We start from the raw sequence: 16,670 nt of genomic DNA, 5'->3' as shown, positions 1-16,670 counted from the left end.
GATCCAGCGATCAGTGAGTGGCGACGGCGGCGGTGCTTCCCGCAGCCGACGCGTCGGGCTTGCCTGCGCCGAGGCGGTCCTCCAACTCTTCGAGGCTGCGACCCTTGGTTTCCGGGACGAAGTGGTACACGAAGTACACCGAAATGAGGTTGACGAGGACGAACAGGCCGAAGGTTCCGGTGGATCCGAGGACCGAGTTCAGGATCGGGAAGACGAACGAGATCAAGGCGTTCGTCGTCCAGAGCACGAAGACCGCGATGCCCATGGCGAACCCGCGGATGGCCATCGGGAAGATCTCCGAGAGCAGCAACCACACGCAGGTTCCGATGAAGCACTGCACGAAGGCGACGAACACCATCATCGCGGCGAGGATGATGTAGCTGCGGCCGGTGGACGAGGGCAGCAGGAACACGAGGGACAGCGCGGCCTGCGAGGATGCCACACCGATGAATCCGGTCAGCAGCATCGTGCGACGATTCACGAAGCCTAGCAGGATGATTCCGACAATCGTCATGACCACCGACGTGACACCGACCGCGATGGTGGCAACCAGGGACGCGCTGACACCCAACCCGCTCTGTTCCAGGATCGTCGGGGCGTAGTAGTTGACCGTGTTGATACCCGTTGCCTGCTGGACGATGGCCAGACCGCAGCCGATCCAGAGGATCCGGCGCATCCAGGGATAGTCGCGCAGATAGTGGACGGCTCCACTGACCTTCGAGTTCCGGTCGCGGGCGGCGTGGACGCTGATGCTGGCGTACTCGACTGCGGCCTCCGACTCGCTGCGGCTCAATTCGAGCGTCCTGCGGGTTTCGGCGAACCGGCCCTTCGACGCGTACCACCGCGGCGAATCCGGGAGCGCGAGCATGCCGAGCAGCAGGAGTACCGCGGGCACCGAGGCGACGGCCAGCATGTACCGCCACACCGTCGGATCCTCGATCAGGTGATCGAGTAGCGCGTTGATCGAGAAGGCGAGCATCTGACCGGTGACGATCATCAGTTCGTTGATGGTGACCATCCGACCGCGGCGCTCGACCGGCGCCATCTCGGCCAGGTAGAGCGGGCAGGTGACGGCGGCGGCGCCCACACCGAGTCCGAGGACGATCCTGGCCAGCACCATGATCTCCACGTTGGGGGCCATCGCACACCCGAGGGCGCCGACGAGGAACAGTCCCGCGCAGACGAGGAGCGTGCGCTTGCGACCGAGAGCGTCCGACAACCGGCCTCCGAGCAGCGCACCGACGGCGGCACCCGGGAAGAGCAGCGAGCTCACGACAGTGGCTTCGCCGACCGCGCTGAGGTTCAGCTCGTCCTTCATGTAGAGCAGCGCACCGGAGATCACACCGGTGTCGTAGCCGAACAGCAGGCCCCCGAGCGTGGAGATGACGGTGAGCTTGGTCAGGAAGCGTTTGTGACTGCGCTCGTTACGCGCAGCGCCGCCGCTTCCGCGGGCACTGGCAGCCGAGTGGGTTGTCGACATCAGGTGTATGGCCTTTCTGGGGAATGCTCACGCATCGCGACACGGAAGATCGGTTCACGTGTGTCGATATCGCCCGAGTGCGCTCGGCTCGATGCAGCCGACGGGGCGTTCTCTCCTGACCTGAAGCGCTTCACTAACGCGCTTCAGTTACCTACTATGATGTGAATCACAGAGGGTGTCAAGGGCAGATGACGCGATGCGTGAGAATGTCCCTGACTACGCGACCGAGGGAGATCGAGATGCTCGACGATCGAGCCACCGCGCACGACGGTGCGGAACGGCTACCCGCCGGCCTGCACCGACGCCCCACGATGGCCGATGTCGCGACGCGGGCCGGGGTGTCGCGCACCCTCGTGTCACTGATCTTCAGCAACAAACCCGGCGCCTCCGACGAGACGCGGGAACGCGTCCTCCAGGCCGCGGACGAACTCGGCTACCGGCTCGACCGGGCCGCCCGCATGCTCGCCCGTGGGCGCAGTCGCACCCTCGGTGTGCTCATCGACGTCCACCAGACCTTCCAAGCCGACCTGATCGGAACCATCTACGCGGAGGCCGAGGCCGCCGGATACGAAGTCCTGCTCTCCGCGAGCGCACCCGCCCGGGACGAACACAAGGCGATCGAAGCGCTTCTCAGTCACCGGTGCGAAGGCCTGATCCTGCTCGGTCCGCTGTCCGAGGCCGACTATCTGCGGACGCTCGCGGACCGTGCCGTCGTCACCGTCGTCGGCCGCGCACTCCCCCACACCGCCGTCGACACCGTGCGGACCGCGGACGCCAAGGGCATCAGGCAGTCCGTCGACCACCTCGTCGAACTGGGACATCGTGACATCGTGCACGTCGACGGCGGAGCGGACCCGGGGTCACCCGAGCGTCGTCGCGCGTACCTCGCGGCGATGCGCAAGCACGACCTCTCCGACCACATTCGCGTCATTCCCGGTCAGCACACCGAGGACGCAGGTGTCGCCGCCGCGAACACCCTACTGGCGGAGGACCGCCTGCCGACCGCGGTGCTCGCCGGCAACGACCGCTGCGCCATCGGCCTCATGGACGTGTTCACCCGCGCCCACGTCGACGTGCCCGGCGACATCTCGATCGTCGGGTACGACGACAGCCACCTGGCACAGTTGTCGCGGATCGACCTCACCACCGTGCGGCAGGACACGGAGGGTCTGGCGCGGCGCGCCGTGCAGTTCGCCATCGGGCGACTCGAGGACGAGGACCTCGTCCCGCAGGATTTCGTGATCGACCCCCACCTGGTGGTGCGCGGCACGACCGGTCCGGCCCGGTCGTAGCCGCGTCCCCGCCGGCACCCCGATTCAGCGCAGAGGCAATGGCCTCACTGCGTGATGCTCCTCAGGTATTCGACGCTCCGGACGACGTCCCGCACGGGGCCTTCGCCTTCCGGTTCCGACGCGAGGATGGTGTCCTGTTCGAGGACGTACCAACCGTCGTAACCCTGATTCTGCAGCCGCTCGACCACCCCGGCGATATCCACGTCTCCGGTGCCCAGTGGCGTGTACATTCCCTGCGCGACGGCCTCGGTGTAGGTGAGTTCGCCCGCCCGGACCCGCCCGAGAAGCGCCGCATCGACGTCCTTCAGGTGCGCGTGCGCGATCCGCTCGGGGGCCGTGGTGACGAGGTCGAGGGGGTCGGTGCCGCCGATCAGCAGGTGTCCGGTGTCCAGGCACAGCGGGATCGACGAGCCGTCCAGGATGCGGTCCACCTCGGCGCGCTTCTCGATCATCGTCCCCACGTGGGGGTGGATCACCGCCCGGAGCCCCCGGTCGGCAGCGGCCGACGACACGCGGTCCAGGTTGCGCAACAACGTCTTCCATCCCGAGTCGTCGAGTTCCGGTCGCGAATCGTAACCGACGGCTCCCGTCACCGCCGCCAGGACCATCACCTCCGACCCCGACGCGAGGAGTGAGTCGATCGCCCCGCCGACAGCAGCGACAGCGTCCTGATCCGGATCGTGGAGCAGCACCGGGACGAATCCCCCGACCGCAGTCATGTCGTAACGGGCGAGCGTGTTCGTCAGCTCGTGCGGATCCGACGGGAGGAATCCGTCCGGACCGAGTTCGGTGGCAGCGAGGCCGGCGCCACGCATTTCGGTGAGCACCCGGTCGGGGTCGAGCTGGTGGCCCCAGCCTTCCACCTCACACACTCCCCACGAAATCGGTGCGCCTGCAAGTCGAATCGTCATCGTCGTGTTTCATCCCATCGCACCGGACGGTGCTGTTGTAGTGACAGTGTGGCCGTGTCGACAATCCCGCTCACGGCTGCCGCCGGGTGGTCTGCTCGGCCAGACGCTCGGCGAGCACCGCCGGATCGGCGTTTGCCCGCAATGCTCCCCACACCGTGTCCACCTGAGTGGCCGGCGCGAGACTGTGCACCGGCTGATCGTGGTCGAGGTTGGTGGGGAACGGGTAGCACTCAGCCGTCGCGACGACGGCATTGCGGAGGGTGCGCTCGCTCGCTCCGGCACTCTGCCGTGCCAGCAGGGCCGGATATACGACGTTCGCCATCGCCTCCCGGTCCAGCACCTCCATCGCCCGGCCGAACGGCGACGAGATCTGCAGCAGATTGGCCGTCCGCCGGATCGCGTCCGAACGGTTGTGGCCTGCACCGTGGTAGAGCGCCGGGTTGAAGAACACCGCGTCGCCTTTCCGCAGCGGCAGCTGAACATGATTGTCGCGGAAGAACTCGACGAACTCCGGCCGGGAGAACGCCAGGTAGCCCGCCTCGAACAGGTGCGAGTACGGCAGATACAGGGTGGGTCCGCTCTCGACGGGCATGTCGCAGTGCGCCACCGCGCCCTGCAGTGTCAAGGTGGCCGACATCCGGTGCAGGTGGGCCGGATACTCGGTCAGCTCGTCCCGGGGCACGATGCCGAGGTGGTAGTCCCGATGCGGCACCTGCGCGGCACTGCCGGGGTTGACCACGTTGACCTGCGACGTCACCTGATACAGCGGCCCCAGCCAGCTCTGGCAGATCAGCGCGAGAATGTCGTTGGAGTAGTACTCGGCGAACACCTGCGGGGTGCCGAGAGCCAGCTTCTGCGCGGCGTTCCAGATGCGGTCGTTGTCGCCCGCCTTGCCGAAGTGGTCACCTACCACGCCACCCGACGCGTGCTGCTGCGCGATGAGGAGGTCGAATTGCTCCGTGGCGCGATCCACCACCGCGAGATCGTTGAAGGCGTTCTGGAACAACACGATTCCGGGGCCGTCGGTGAGCGCGCGCACGAGTTCGGTCTGCACCGCGCGGCGGGACTGCTCGTCGTCGAGGTGGGGCATCAGCGAGTCACTGCGGTACAGCAGGACGTTCCGTTCCACGGAGTGAGCGAACGGGTAGTCGGCGAGGTTCGTCGAGCGGTCAGTGGACGCGCGAAACGAGTCGAGGTCACAGTCGGAGTCGCGGATCCACTCACGCCGGCCGGTCGGCGGAGGAGTCGTGATGGTCATGGGGATAGTCTTGCGGTGATGTGAGCGCCGAACAACAGCAGAAATCCATCATTTTCACCTCAGGAGCCGGCCGTGAAGCACCGCTACAAGGTCCGTGAGATCGCCCAGCAGTCGGGATTGAGCGAGGCGACCGTCGACCGCGTGCTCCACGAACGCCCCGGAGTACGGGAATCGACGAGAGCGGAAGTGCAGCAGGCGATCCGCGATCTCGACAAACAACGCACTCAGCTCAAGCTGAGTGGGCGCAAGTTCCTCGTCGACGTCGTCATGCAGTCACCCGAGCGTTTCACCACCGCGTTCCGCGCGGCCGTGGAGGCGGAACTGCCCGCTCTCGCTCCCGCCGTCGTGCGCTCACGGTTCCATTTCCGGGAAACCGGCTCCACACCCGCGATGGTCGAGACCCTTGATCGGATCGGGGCCCGCGGCACGCAGGGCGTGATCGTCAAGGCGCCCGACTCCGTCGAGGTCGTCGAGGCCATCGACCGGCTCACCGCGGCGGGGATCCCGGTGGTCACCTATGCCACCGACGTGCCGGGCAGCTCGCGGGCCGGCTACGTCGGGATCGACAACCGGGCCGCGGGGGCGACCGCCGCCTATCTCGTCGACCAGTGGCTCGGCGAGGTGTCGTCCACCGTCCTGATCACGCTGAGCAGCAACGCCTTCCGGGGCGAGGAGGAACGGGAGATGGGGTTCCGCGCCGCACTGCGAAGTTTCGGCACCGACCGTGCGGTGATCGACATCGCCGAGAGCGACGGGCTGGACGCGACCATCGAGAGCCTCGTCCTCCGGGCCCTCGAACAGAACCCGGACATCGCGGCCGTCTACTCGATCGGCGGCGGCAACGTGGCCACGACCCGCGCATTCGAACGCACCGGCCGCGCCTGCCGCGTGTTCATCGCCCACGACCTCGACGAGGACAACACGGGGCTGCTGCGCGCGGGCACGCTCTCCGCGGTGCTGCACCACGACCTCCGGGCCGACGCCCATCTGGCGTGCCGCATGCTGCTGCAGGCCCGGGGCGCGCTCGGTGGAGTCGCGACCGCGGCGTCACCCATCCGGGTGGTCACCCCGTACAACCAGCCGTGACGGCGTGGATCGGCGACTCGCCCGCGCCTAGCCCTGCCCCTGGGGGACGGGGACGCCGCGCGATTGGAACCAGCCCGCCGGATCGATCTTGGTTCCGTTGACCGCCCACACCTCGTAGTGCAGGTGCGGTCCGGTCGACTGACCCCGGTTGCCCATGGTGGCGATCTGGTCGCCGGCCCGGACCTGCTGCCCGACCGACACCAGTGAAGTGTCGATGTGGCCGTACACGCCGGTGGTGCCGTCGTCCTGCTGGATGCGGACCCACAACCCGAATCCCGACGCCGGACCGCTCTCGATCACGGTGCCGTTGGTGACAGCCTTGATCGGGGTGCCGATGGAGTTCGCGATGTCGATCCCGTTGTGGTTCGTGCCCCACCGCGGGCCGAAGCCTGAGGTGAAGCTGCCGACGGCCGGGACCAGCACGGCGGGTCGACGTGCCGCTTCCTCCGCCGCAGCCTGACGCGCGGCCTGTTCGGCGGCCTCGCGAGCCAGCCGCTCGACCTCGGCCTTCTCGAACGCCAGCCGCTCGACCTCACGCTGGGCGCCGCGCTGGAGTTGCTCGGCGTAGTCGACGGGTACCGGGCGCGTGACCTGTAGGAACTGGGGCGGCGTCGAGAGGGACATGCCCGTCTCGGTCGACGCCTGCGCTACCTCACCGGTGGCCGCGGAGGCGATCCCCCCGGATGCGAGCAGTGCAGCGGCCGCCAGCGAGGTCGCGACCAGCCGTCTACGGGAGGTCTTCGTCGAACGGAGGCGCCGGGTGCGCCGGGCTTGCGGGACGGTGTTCGGGTGTAGAGCCAAAACCACATTCCTCTGTCGAGTTCGTGATCGATAACGAAACGGTCACGGTTTCGACACAGGTTAGTACGGATCGGGCTGAATCCTGCGCGTCGCATTGACACACTCGGACGAGGTCAAGGTCTCGAACTGGATTACTCGACCTCATCAGTCACATGCACCCCGTGGGCCCACATCGACGACAGTGGTCCCGCTCCAAAAGTGTCCGAAGTCACGGAGCCCGCGGTCGTGACCGCGGGCTCCGTGACCTTCGAATCGACCGCTCAGCCAGCCGCCCGCAACTGGGCCGCCAAACGCATCGCGGAGTTCGCATCCCCGTATCCCTCGTAACCGCCGACGCGTTGCACCACCTCGAAGAACAGGTCGGCGCCCACCGTCTGGGTGAACAGATGGAAGAACTCGCCGTGCGCATCACGGTCGTACATGATGCCCGACCCGATCATCCGGTCCAGGAGTTCGCGGGAGAGCCCGAAGCGGGCCTCGAGGTCGTCGTAGTAGTTCGGCGAAATCACGAGGGGCTCGAACCCGTTGGACTGCATGGTCGCGGCGGCGGTGAAAATGTCCGTGCACGAGAACGCGACGTGACTGATGCCGCCGCGCCGAGCCGCGGCGATGTGGGAGTTGCCCGACACCGCACCCGGAACCATGTTCAGGGAGATGCGCAGCGGACGGTCGACGCCGTCCGCACCCGTCTGATCCATCGTCAGCGCCTGACTGCGCATCATTCCGACCGCGTCGGTGACATCGAGGCCCTCGTGCGGCGCCATCGCGAACACCGAACGGAGCAGCAGCATGATGCCGTCCCAGTTGTCGGACGGTACGGCGAGCGCCACGTGATCGACACCGGTGAAGACGGGCACCTCATCCTGCCAGCGCGACTCCGTCGGATACAGATCGAACGCCGACTGCCACGACGCGGCGCTGCCCGGGCCGCGCAGATCCAGCGACGTCGCGTCGGTGATCTTGAGACGCACCACATCCGATTCGGGTGCGGTGTCGACACCGGGCAACAGGACCTCGTGCACCGGGACCTCGAGCGCCGCGGCGCGCTCACCCCACGCGTCGGGATCGCTCGACCGGATACCGATCTGGGTGAGCACCGGCAGGTGCGCAGGCAGACCCGGAGCGGTCCACACCGTGCCCGCGGTCGCATCGACCACGATGGTCATCCGGCCGTGCCGCCACAACTGGAGGTCGTGGCTGCGGTGCCGGCCAACCAGACGGAATCCGATGTGCTGCAGCGCCTGCCGAAGGTCGGAATCCTTGCCCGGACCGGCCGCGAGCCGGAGCGACACGATGCCTTCGAGGGGTGCGCGCGGCGGCGGCTCGAACAGCGTCAGGCCGCGACCGGTGTCCTCACCGCGCTCGGCCTGCACGCGTGCGACCTCCTCCTGGAGGTACAGCAGCGAGCGGTGCGCGTCGGCGGCCGTGCGCCCCGTGGACGACTGCCGGAACGTGTCGTTGAAGATCTCGAGCGACCACGGTCCGGTGTATCCAGCGGCCTGGACGTGCGCGCCGAACGTCGCGAGATCGAAGTTGCCCTGCCCCGGGAAGTTCCGGTGGTGCCGGCTCCACTGCAGGATGTCCATCGACATGCGGGGCGCGTCGGCGAGTTGGAGGAAGAAGATCTTCTCCCCCGGGATGTCGCGGATGCCGGACGGGTCGTCGCCGCGGGAGAGGATGTGGAAGCTGTCGAGGCAGGTACCGAGGGCAGGATGGTCCGCGTCCTGCACGATCTTCCACGCGTGCCGGTACGTGTTGACGTGCGTGCCCCAGGCCAGCGCCTCGTAGGCGATGCGGAGTCCCCGGCTGTGTGCACGCTCGGCGAGAGTGTGGAGTTGCTCGGTCAGGCGAGCGTCGTCCCGCACCGCCTCGGGCAACGGCGACGAGCAGACCAGCAGGATGTCGCAGCCGAGCTGCTCCATGATGTCGAACTTGCGCTCGGCTCGGATCAGGTTGCGCGCGAACGTCGTGTCGTCCACGGAGTCCAGATCGCGGAACGGCTGATACAGATCGAGGGTGAGTCCGAGATCCGCTGCGCGGGAAGCCAGCTCACGCGGCGACCACGGCGAGCTCACGAAATCGGGTTCGAACACCTCGAATCCGTCGAACCCGGCCGCCGCGATCGCGGTGACCTTCTCCTCCAGCGATCCGCTCAGGGATACCGTGGCAACGCTCGTACGAACCTGTCGTCCCATGGCGGCGTCAGCCCTTGTTGCAGATGAAGTCGACGGCCAGCGCATAGCCGAGGATTCCGAGTCCGGCGATCACACCGGTCGCGACCCCGGACACGTACGAGTGGTGCCGGAATTCCTCGCGGGCGTGCACGTTGCTGATGTGCACCTCGACGAGCGGCACCTCGAGCGTCACCAGGGCGTCGCGCAGCGCCACCGACGTGTGCGTGAAACCGCCGGGGTTGATCACGACGCCCGACGCCGTGGTCCGGGCCTCGTGCACCCAGTCGATCAGGTGGCCCTCGTGATTGGACTGCCGCGCGACGATCTCACGTCCAGCTTTCGCGGCAGCCGTGCGGCACAACTCCACGACATCGTCGAGCGTCTCCCGCCCGTACACCTCGGGCTGCCGCTGCCCCAGCAGGTTCAGGTTGGGGCCGTTGAGAACAAAGATCGGTCCGGGAGCGGTCATCGCGCGCATTACCTCCATTTGTACGAACTAGTGAGTTAGTTCGCACCCAGGATACAGCGCGCTCCCGCCTAGGCGGACTTGTCTCGGCGTTCTCCCCGCTCCGGCTTGCGCGGAACGATGGTCGGAAGCACGTTGTCGTTGACCGTCTCGGCGCTGACCACGACCTTCTCGACGTCGTCACGGCTCGGGATGTCGTACATGACCGGCAGGAGGACTTCCTCCATGATCGCGCGGAGTCCACGAGCACCGGTGCCGCGGAGGATCGCCTGGTCGGCGATGGCCTCGAGCGCGTCCGTGGTGAACTCCAACTCCACGCCGTCCATGTCGAACAACCGGTTGTACTGCTTGACCAGCGCGTTCTTCGGCTCGGACAGGATCTGGACGAGCGATTCCTTGTCCAGGTTCGTCACCGACGCCACGACCGGCAGACGTCCGATGAACTCGGGGATCAGCCCGAACTTGATCAGGTCTTCCGGCATGACCTCTGCGAAGTGGTCCTGCGTGTCGATCTCCGCCTTCGACCGCACCTCGGCGCCGAAACCGATGCCGCGCTTACCCACGCGATCGGACACGATCCGCTCGAGGCCGGCGAACGCGCCCGCCACGATGAACAGGACGTTCGTCGTGTCGATCTGGATGAACTCCTGATGCGGGTGCTTGCGACCGCCCTGCGGCGGCACGCTGGCCTGCGTGCCCTCGAGAATCTTCAGCAGAGCCTGCTGCACACCCTCACCGGACACGTCCCGCGTGATCGACGGGTTCTCGCTCTTGCGGGCGATCTTGTCGACCTCGTCGATGTAGATGATGCCGGTCTCGGCGCGCTTGACGTCGTAGTCGGCGGCCTGGATCAGCTTGAGGAGGATGTTCTCGACATCCTCACCGACATAGCCGGCTTCGGTGAGCGCCGTCGCATCGGCGATCGCGAACGGGACGTTGAGCATCTTCGCCAGCGTCTGAGCCAAATACGTCTTGCCGCAGCCCGTGGGACCGAGCATGAGAATGTTCGACTTCGCCAGCTCGACCGTCTCGCCGCGCGCATCACGACCCTTGTCACCGGCCTGGATGCGCTTGTAGTGGTTGTAGACCGCAACGGCGAGAGTCCGCTTGGCGGCATCCTGGCCGATCACGTAATTCTCGAGGAAATCCCGGATCTCGGCCGGCTTCGGCAGCTCGTCGAGCTTCACCTCGCTGGACTCGGCCAGCTCCTCTTCGATGATCTCGTTGCACAGGTCGATGCACTCGTCGCAGATGTACACCCCAGGCCCCGCAATGAGCTTCTTGACCTGCTTCTGGCTCTTACCGCAGAAAGAGCACTTGAGCAGATCCCCGCCGTCACCGATGCGTGCCATCTCGTCAGGTCCCTACTTCCTTCGTCTACGTGCAACCATCGAACCGATCCCACGCCGTGCGCGCACCGACCGAAAACGAAAGCCCGTTATGTGACCGTACCCGCAGATCGCGAGCGAGGTCGACTGGTTGTCGGTGATTCGCGCACCGATCTTCCGGGAAAGCCAGCCTTGCCGATCCCGCACCCGGCTCGCGGCAACCGCGCCGTAACGGCGTGTCGCCCGAGCCGGGGCGGCAGGAAATCACTTCTGGGCGCTGAGTTTGCGGTACTCGAGCACGTCGTCGATGATTCCGTATTCCTTGGCCTCGGCGGCCGTGAGGATCTTGTCGCGATCGGTGTCCTTGCGGATCACGTCGGCATCCTTGCCGGTGTGCTTCGCGAGGGTGGTCTCCATCAGGCGACGCATCCGCTCGATCTCGGCAGCCTGGATCTCGAGGTCGGAGACCTGACCCTGGATGCCGCCGGTGGCGGGCTGATGGATGAGGACACGAGCGTTCGGCAGGGCGAGACGCTTGCCGGGGCTACCGGCCGCCAGCAGCACCGCGGCAGCCGAGGCCGCCTGGCCGAGGCACACCGTCGTGATGTCGGCGCGGACGTACTGCATGGTGTCGTAGATCGCCATCAGCGAGGTGAACGAGCCACCCGGCGAGTTGATGTACATGGTGATGTCGCGATCGGGGTCCAGCGACTCGAGAACGAGCAGCTGAGCCATCACGTCGTTGGCCGACGCGTCGTCCACCTGCACGCCGAGGAAGATGATGCGTTCCTCGAACAGCTTGTTGTACGGGTTGGACTCCTTGACGCCGTAGCTCGAGTGCTCGATGAACGACGGCAGGATGTAGCGAGACTCGGGGCCTGCGGGCGCCTGGCCTCCCAGGCTGCGGGGATCGAACAGGTTGGTCATCAGTTCTCCAAAGGATGTGTGGGAGCGGTCAGTGAGGAAGCCGGGCCACTACAGCCCCGTCCCGCCCGCCTGCGCCGCCCGGGAGACGACGTGGTCGACGAAACCGTATTCGAGAGCCTGCTGGGCGGTGAACCAGCGGTCACGATCCGAATCGGCGGTGATCTGCTCGACCGTCTGACCGGTGTGCTCGGCGATCAGCTCGGCCATTTCGCGCTTGGTGTGCGCGAACTGCTCGGCCATGATCGCGATGTCACTGGCGGTACCACCGATTCCGGCGGACGGCTGGTGCATCATGATCCGCGCGTGCGGGAGCGCGTACCGCTTGCCCTTGGCGCCGGCGGAGAGCAGGAACTGACCCATCGACGCGGCCAGACCCATTCCGAACGTCGCGACGTCGCACTCGGCAAACTGCATCGTGTCGAAGATCGCCATGCCGGCGCTGACCGAACCGCCGGGCGAGTTGATGTAGAGGGAGATGTCCCGGCTGGGATCCTCTGCCGACAGCAGCAGGATCTGAGCGCACAGCTTGTTCGCGATGTCGTCGTCGACCTGGGTACCGAGGAAGATGATGCGCTCGCGCAGCAGGCGTTCGTACACCGAGTCGCTGAGGTTCAACCCAGCGGTGGCTGAAGTCATGGCGGGACTCTGCAAAGTCTCCAGGTGATTGGAAGTCACGGTACCTGCCTTCTCCGTAAATCGTTGATTGCTGACACAGACACTAACGAAGGAGGGCGGCACCGGAGTCCCGGTGCCGCCCTACTTCGCTCAAAGCGGAAAACAACTCACAGCCGAACGCGAGAGAAACATCCCGCGACCAGCATTACTTCTGGTCTTCGCCCTCGGCGGAATCCGACGCAGCCTCGTCCGTGGACGCAGCCTCCTCGGCGTCGCCCTCACCGTTGCCGAACAGTTCGGCTGTGTCGACAGCGGCACCCGAGGTGTCGGTGACGGTGGCCTGCTCGACGACACCGGCGAGAGCCTTGCCCCGACGCACGTCCGCGAAGACGGCGCCGAGCTGGCCGGCCTGCTGGATCTGCTGGATGAACTGCTCGGGGGCCATGCCGTAGCGCTGCGCCTGGAACAGGATGCGCTCGGTGAGCTCGTCCTGGCCGACGGTGACGTCGGAGGCGTCGGCGATGGCGTCCAGCAGCAGCTGGGTCTTCACCGAGCGCTCGGCGCTCTCCTTGGCGTCCTTGTCGAACTCTTCGCGGCTCGTGCCCTGCTCCTCGAGGAGCTTGTTCAGCGCTTCCTCGTCGTGGTCGAGACCGTGCACGGCGTCGTGCAGTGCAGCGTCGACCTCGGCCTTGACGACGGCCTCGGGCAGCGGGACCTCGACGGTCTCGAGCAGGGTCTCGAGGACCTTGTCGCGGATCTGACCGGCCTGCTCGACCTTACGGACGCGTCCGACGCGCTCACGCAGGTCGGCCTTCAGCTCGTCGAGGGTGTCGAACTCGCTTGCCAGCTGAGCGAACTCGTCGTCCTCGGCAGGCAGCTCGCGCTCCTTGACGGTGCCGACGGTGACGGTGACGACAGCTTCCTTGCCCGCGTGGTCACCGGCGACGAGCGTCGAGGTGAACTCCTTGGACTCGCCGGCCTTGACGCCGACGACGGCCTCGTCGAGGCCCTCGATGAGCTGACCCGAACCGACCTCGTGCGACAGACCGCTCGCGGTGGCCTCGGGAACGGCCTCACCGTCGACGGTGGCCGACAGGTCGATGGAGATGAAGTCTCCGTCCTCGACCGCACGCTCGACACCGGTGAGGGTGCCGAAGCGCTGACGCAGCGACAGGAGCTGCTCCTCGACGGCCTCGTCGGTGATCTCGATCGGATCGACGGTGACGCTCAGCTCGCTGTAGTCGGGCAGCGTGATCTCGGGACGGACGTCGACCTCGGCGGTGAACTCGAGGAGCTCGCCGTCCTCGATCTTCGTGATCTCGATCTCGGGCTGACCGATCGCCTTCACCGAGGCGCTGGTGACGGCCTCGGAGTAGCGGGACGGGAGTGCGTCGTTGACGACCTGCTCCAGGACTGCGCCACGACCGACACGGGCTTCGAGCAACTTGGCCGGTGCCTTGCCCGGACGGAAGCCGGGGAGACGGATCTGTTGCGCGAGGGCCTTGTAGGCCTTGTCGAAATCAGGCTTGAGCTCCTCGAAGGGCACCTCAACGTTGATACGGACTCGCGTCGGGCTGAGCTGCTCGACGGTGCTCTTCACGGACTGGCTCCTTCGTCTGGTCGTGCTTTTCTGTGCGGCAGTTACCTGCCCTGTGGTTCTGGTCGGGGTGACAGGATTTGAACCTGCGACCCTCCGCTCCCAAAGCGGATGCGCTACCAAGCTGCGCTACACCCCGGTCGAAGCCGGCTCTCGCCAACCTCGCGAGGACCCGAGGAAGAATCCTACGGCCCCCCGATTATGAAATCCAAAGCGAGGTTGGGTACAGTCACTCATCGCAGACGACATGCATGGCGATCCCAGGTAGTCGTATGCACGGGGATGTAGCTCAATGGTAGAGCCTCAGTCTTCCAAACTGATTACGCGGGTTCGATTCCCGTCATCCCCTCCACACAGGAGCGTTCCCACCCCAGGGAGCGCTCCTTTTTTCATATTCGAGGGCGGCCGCAGAGACCGCATCCGCTATGACATGCGTCACATGGACGATGGACGCGGCCCCACTCGCCCTCCACGGGACCGCTCCCCCGTTCGCCGAGCGCGTAACCACGATTTCGGTCAGTACTCTGGGAGATGTCCGATTCGTCCCCTACTCGTGGATGTTGCAGCTCCGCAGCCGGCGGTCCGCGAGAACTCCGGAGGCCCACCGTGGAACTGCTACTCATTCTCGTGATCGTGGCGGCGGTCGCCTTCCTGGTGGTGAGGAGCCGCAGCAACCGCGCCGGGCAGACCGCGAACCAGCTCGAGGACGCCAAGGCAGACGCGCGCCAGGCCATCGAACGGCTCGGCGGACAGGTGTACAGCCTCACCGGATCCGATACCGCCTCCCAGCAGGCACTCGCCGACGCGTCCGAGCGTTACACCGCCGCCGGCTCCCAGATCGATCAGGCCACGACGCCCGTCCAGGCGCGGCTCGCCAAGCAGACGGCACTCGAGGGTCTCTACTACATCCGCGCCGCCCGCACGGCCATGGGCATGGACCCCGGCCCGGAGATTCCGTCCATCGACGGCCAGAAGTCCGCGGGCGCGGTCACCGAGGACCGTGAGGTCGAGTTCGAGGGGCGGCAGGTCGCGGCGTCGCCGAACCCGTCGTCGAAGACACCGAACTACTATCCCGGCGGCCGCGTCGCGGGACGCCCGGTTCCGGCCGGCTGGTACTCGGAGCCGTGGTGGAAGCCCGCTCTCGTCGCAGGCGCGTGGGGCCTGGGCTCGATGTTCCTGTTCTCGGCGATGTTCTCCGGGATGGCCGGAGTGGGGTACGACGCACAGGGCTTCGAGAGCGGAGCGGGCGACGCGTCCCAGGACACCGGTGACGCGGGCGCAGACGGCGGTGGCGACGGCGGTGACGCAGGCGCGGACGGCGGCGGCGACATGGGCGGGGACGCCGGTGGCGACGGCGGCGGATTCGACTTCGGTGGCGGCGGAGACGGCGGCGGGTTCGACTTCGGTGGTGGGTTCGACTTCTAGCCGGCCGTCAGGAGGGCTGGCAACTCGGGCACCAGAAGAGGTTGCGGCCCTTCATGACCGAGTGGGCCACCGGGGTGCCGCAGATCCGGCACGGTGATCCCGCCCGCCGGTAGACGTACGTCCGGGGACGATCCTTCGCATACGCCGGATCGCCGTGATCGTCCTCGGGACGGACGACGTGCATCTTGCCGCGGCGGACCCCGACCTTCATCAGGGCGACGAGGTCGGCCCACAGCGCGTCCCACTCGTCACGGGACAGCGCGCGGCCGGGCCGGTCGGGGTTGATGCCGTGCCGGAACAGGACCTCCGCCCGGTACACGTTGCCGATGCCCGCGATCACGGCCTGATCCATCAGCAGTGCCCCGACCGGGGTCTTCGACGCCGAGATGCGTTTCCACGCCTTGTCGGGATCGGCGTCCTTCCGCAGCGGATCCGGTCCCAGCCGCGCCTCGATGGCGGCGACCTGCGGCGGATGGAGAACCTCACAGGCCGTCGGACCGCGGAGGTCGGTGCCGAATTCGGCGCCGACCATCCGCATCCTGACCTGCCCGACCGGCGGTTCCATCGGAACGGCCGATTCCGTGAACGCTCCGTACAGTCCCAGATGGACGTGCACGACCAGTCCGGACTCGTAGTGATGCCACAGGTGTTTACCCCAGGCCTCGGACTTGACGAGGACGCGGCCGTCGACGAGGGCTGCGTCCTCGGCGAATCTGCCCTGCGGGCTCAGCACCCGCACCGGCGCACCGGCGAACCGGCGTTGGTGCAGCCGGGCCAGCCGGTGCAGGGTGTGACCTTCGGGCAAGGACGATCAGGCCTCGGGCAGGGCCGGGGCGACGCCGGTCTTCTCGAACTCGGACAGGATGTCGATGCGGCGCTGGTGGCGCTCCTCGTTCGACCACTCGGCGGCGAGGAACGCGTCCACGATCGCGAGGGACTCCTCGAGGGAGTGCATGCGGCCGCCGAGGCCGATCAGCTGAGCGTTGTTGTGCTGGCGGGCCAGCTGCGCGGTCTCGACGCTCCACGCCAGGGCACATCGCGCACCCTTCACCTTGTTCGCGGCGATCTGCTCACCGTTGCCGCTGCCGCCCAGCACGATGCCGAGGCTGCCCTCGTCGGCGACGACACGACGAGCCGTCTCGATGCAGAAGGCGGGGTAGTCGTCGAGGGCGTCGTAGACATGAGCGCCGCAGTCGACGGTCTCGTGGCCCGCGGCCTTCAGGTGTTCGATGATCTCGTTCTTACGTTCGAATCCGGCATGGTCGGCACCCAGGTATACGCGCATGACTGGTGATTCTGTCAGGCGTCCT

General features: G+C 66.8%; 15 protein-coding genes and 2 tRNA genes. 4 read left to right on the top strand and 13 right to left on the bottom strand.

All coding sequences use genetic code 11. The annotated features are described in order from the left end of the window. Positions 1–10: 10 nt before the first annotated feature. Positions 11–1,480, bottom strand: coding sequence for a sugar porter family MFS transporter (locus tag GO592_RS07505; RefSeq protein ID WP_007296623.1), 1,470 nt, complete (start codon positions 1,478–1,480; stop codon positions 11–13). 239 nt (positions 1,481–1,719) lie between these two features. On the opposite strand from GO592_RS07505, the gene GO592_RS07500 reads away from it, so the two are divergent. After that, a complete protein-coding gene (locus GO592_RS07500; RefSeq protein WP_007296622.1) occupies positions 1,720–2,772 on the top strand; it encodes a LacI family DNA-binding transcriptional regulator in 1,053 nt (350 codons plus the stop codon). Between the two features lie 44 nt (positions 2,773–2,816). Here the strand turns inward: GO592_RS07500 and GO592_RS07495 are convergent, their stop codons facing one another. Both GO592_RS07495 and GO592_RS07490 read right to left on the bottom strand, forming a co-directional pair. Beyond that, entirely contained in the window at positions 2,817–3,683 is an 867-nt protein-coding gene (locus GO592_RS07495; protein ID WP_039950866.1) for a sugar phosphate isomerase/epimerase family protein, read from the bottom strand. Between the two features lie 70 nt (positions 3,684–3,753). Next, the gene (locus GO592_RS07490; RefSeq protein ID WP_007296620.1) at positions 3,754–4,941 is read right to left on the bottom strand and encodes a phytanoyl-CoA dioxygenase family protein; all 1,188 of its coding nucleotides are present in this window, start codon (positions 4,939–4,941) and stop codon (positions 3,754–3,756) included. 72 nt (positions 4,942–5,013) lie between these two features. On the opposite strand from GO592_RS07490, the gene GO592_RS07485 reads away from it, so the two are divergent. Beyond that, the gene (locus GO592_RS07485; RefSeq protein ID WP_007296619.1) at positions 5,014–6,027 is read left to right on the top strand and encodes a LacI family DNA-binding transcriptional regulator; all 1,014 of its coding nucleotides are present in this window, start codon (positions 5,014–5,016) and stop codon (positions 6,025–6,027) included. A 27-nt stretch (positions 6,028–6,054) separates the two neighbouring features. Here GO592_RS07485 and GO592_RS07480 read toward each other — a convergent pair whose 3' ends face one another. The 8 genes from GO592_RS07480 to GO592_RS07445 form a co-directional block, all read right to left on the bottom strand. Then, positions 6,055–6,828 carry a M23 family metallopeptidase gene (locus tag GO592_RS07480; protein WP_007296618.1) on the bottom strand — a complete coding sequence of 258 codons (774 nt, stop codon included), beginning with the start codon at positions 6,826–6,828 and terminating at the stop codon, positions 6,055–6,057. 260 nt (positions 6,829–7,088) lie between these two features. Further along, a complete protein-coding gene (locus GO592_RS07475) occupies positions 7,089–9,023 on the bottom strand; it encodes a bifunctional sugar phosphate isomerase/epimerase/4-hydroxyphenylpyruvate dioxygenase family protein (protein WP_007296617.1) in 1,935 nt (644 codons plus the stop codon). A 7-nt stretch (positions 9,024–9,030) separates the two neighbouring features. Then, the gene (aroQ, locus tag GO592_RS07470; protein ID WP_005248177.1) at positions 9,031–9,471 is read right to left on the bottom strand and encodes a type II 3-dehydroquinate dehydratase; all 441 of its coding nucleotides are present in this window, start codon (positions 9,469–9,471) and stop codon (positions 9,031–9,033) included. A 68-nt stretch (positions 9,472–9,539) separates the two neighbouring features. Further along, positions 9,540–10,820, bottom strand: a complete 1,281-nt coding sequence (gene clpX / locus GO592_RS07465) for an ATP-dependent Clp protease ATP-binding subunit ClpX (protein ID WP_005248181.1) — start codon at positions 10,818–10,820, stop codon at positions 9,540–9,542. Between the two features lie 240 nt (positions 10,821–11,060). Next, positions 11,061–11,723 carry an ATP-dependent Clp protease proteolytic subunit gene (locus tag GO592_RS07460; protein ID WP_005264334.1) on the bottom strand — a complete coding sequence of 221 codons (663 nt, stop codon included), beginning with the start codon at positions 11,721–11,723 and terminating at the stop codon, positions 11,061–11,063. A gap of 48 nt (positions 11,724–11,771) precedes the next feature. Beyond that, positions 11,772–12,359 (bottom strand): ATP-dependent Clp protease proteolytic subunit, encoded by a 588-nt coding sequence (locus GO592_RS07455; protein WP_005264333.1) that lies wholly within the window; start codon positions 12,357–12,359, stop codon positions 11,772–11,774. Positions 12,360–12,543: 184 nt separating this feature from the next. Further along, complete coding sequence (gene tig, locus GO592_RS07450; RefSeq protein WP_007296616.1) at positions 12,544–13,938, bottom strand: trigger factor; 1,395 nt, start codon at positions 13,936–13,938, stop codon at positions 12,544–12,546. Positions 13,939–13,997: 59 nt separating this feature from the next. Beyond that, positions 13,998–14,074: transfer RNA gene (locus tag GO592_RS07445), tRNA-Pro, on the bottom strand. Positions 14,075–14,213: 139 nt separating this feature from the next. Here GO592_RS07445 and GO592_RS07440 point away from each other — a divergent pair. Together GO592_RS07440 and GO592_RS07435 are read left to right on the top strand one after the other, a co-directional pair. After that, positions 14,214–14,287: transfer RNA gene (locus tag GO592_RS07440), tRNA-Gly, on the top strand. A gap of 254 nt (positions 14,288–14,541) precedes the next feature. Next, entirely contained in the window at positions 14,542–15,360 is an 819-nt protein-coding gene (locus tag GO592_RS07435; protein ID WP_007296615.1) for a hypothetical protein, read from the top strand. A 7-nt stretch (positions 15,361–15,367) separates the two neighbouring features. Here GO592_RS07435 and GO592_RS07430 read toward each other — a convergent pair whose 3' ends face one another. Then, positions 15,368–16,165, bottom strand: coding sequence for an Fpg/Nei family DNA glycosylase (locus GO592_RS07430; RefSeq protein WP_005570671.1), 798 nt, complete (start codon positions 16,163–16,165; stop codon positions 15,368–15,370). Positions 16,166–16,171: 6 nt separating this feature from the next. Beyond that, on the bottom strand, positions 16,172–16,645 hold the full coding sequence (locus GO592_RS07425) for a ribose-5-phosphate isomerase (protein ID WP_005248193.1): 474 nt from the start codon (positions 16,643–16,645) through the stop codon (positions 16,172–16,174). Positions 16,646–16,670: the final 25 nt, after the last annotated feature.

This window comes from Rhodococcus sp. 21391 (genome assembly GCF_016772255.1).
GTDB classification, from domain to species: domain Bacteria; phylum Actinomycetota; class Actinomycetes; order Mycobacteriales; family Mycobacteriaceae; genus Rhodococcus_F; species Rhodococcus_F opacus.
This window is presented reverse-complemented; position numbering and strand designations above follow the sequence as displayed.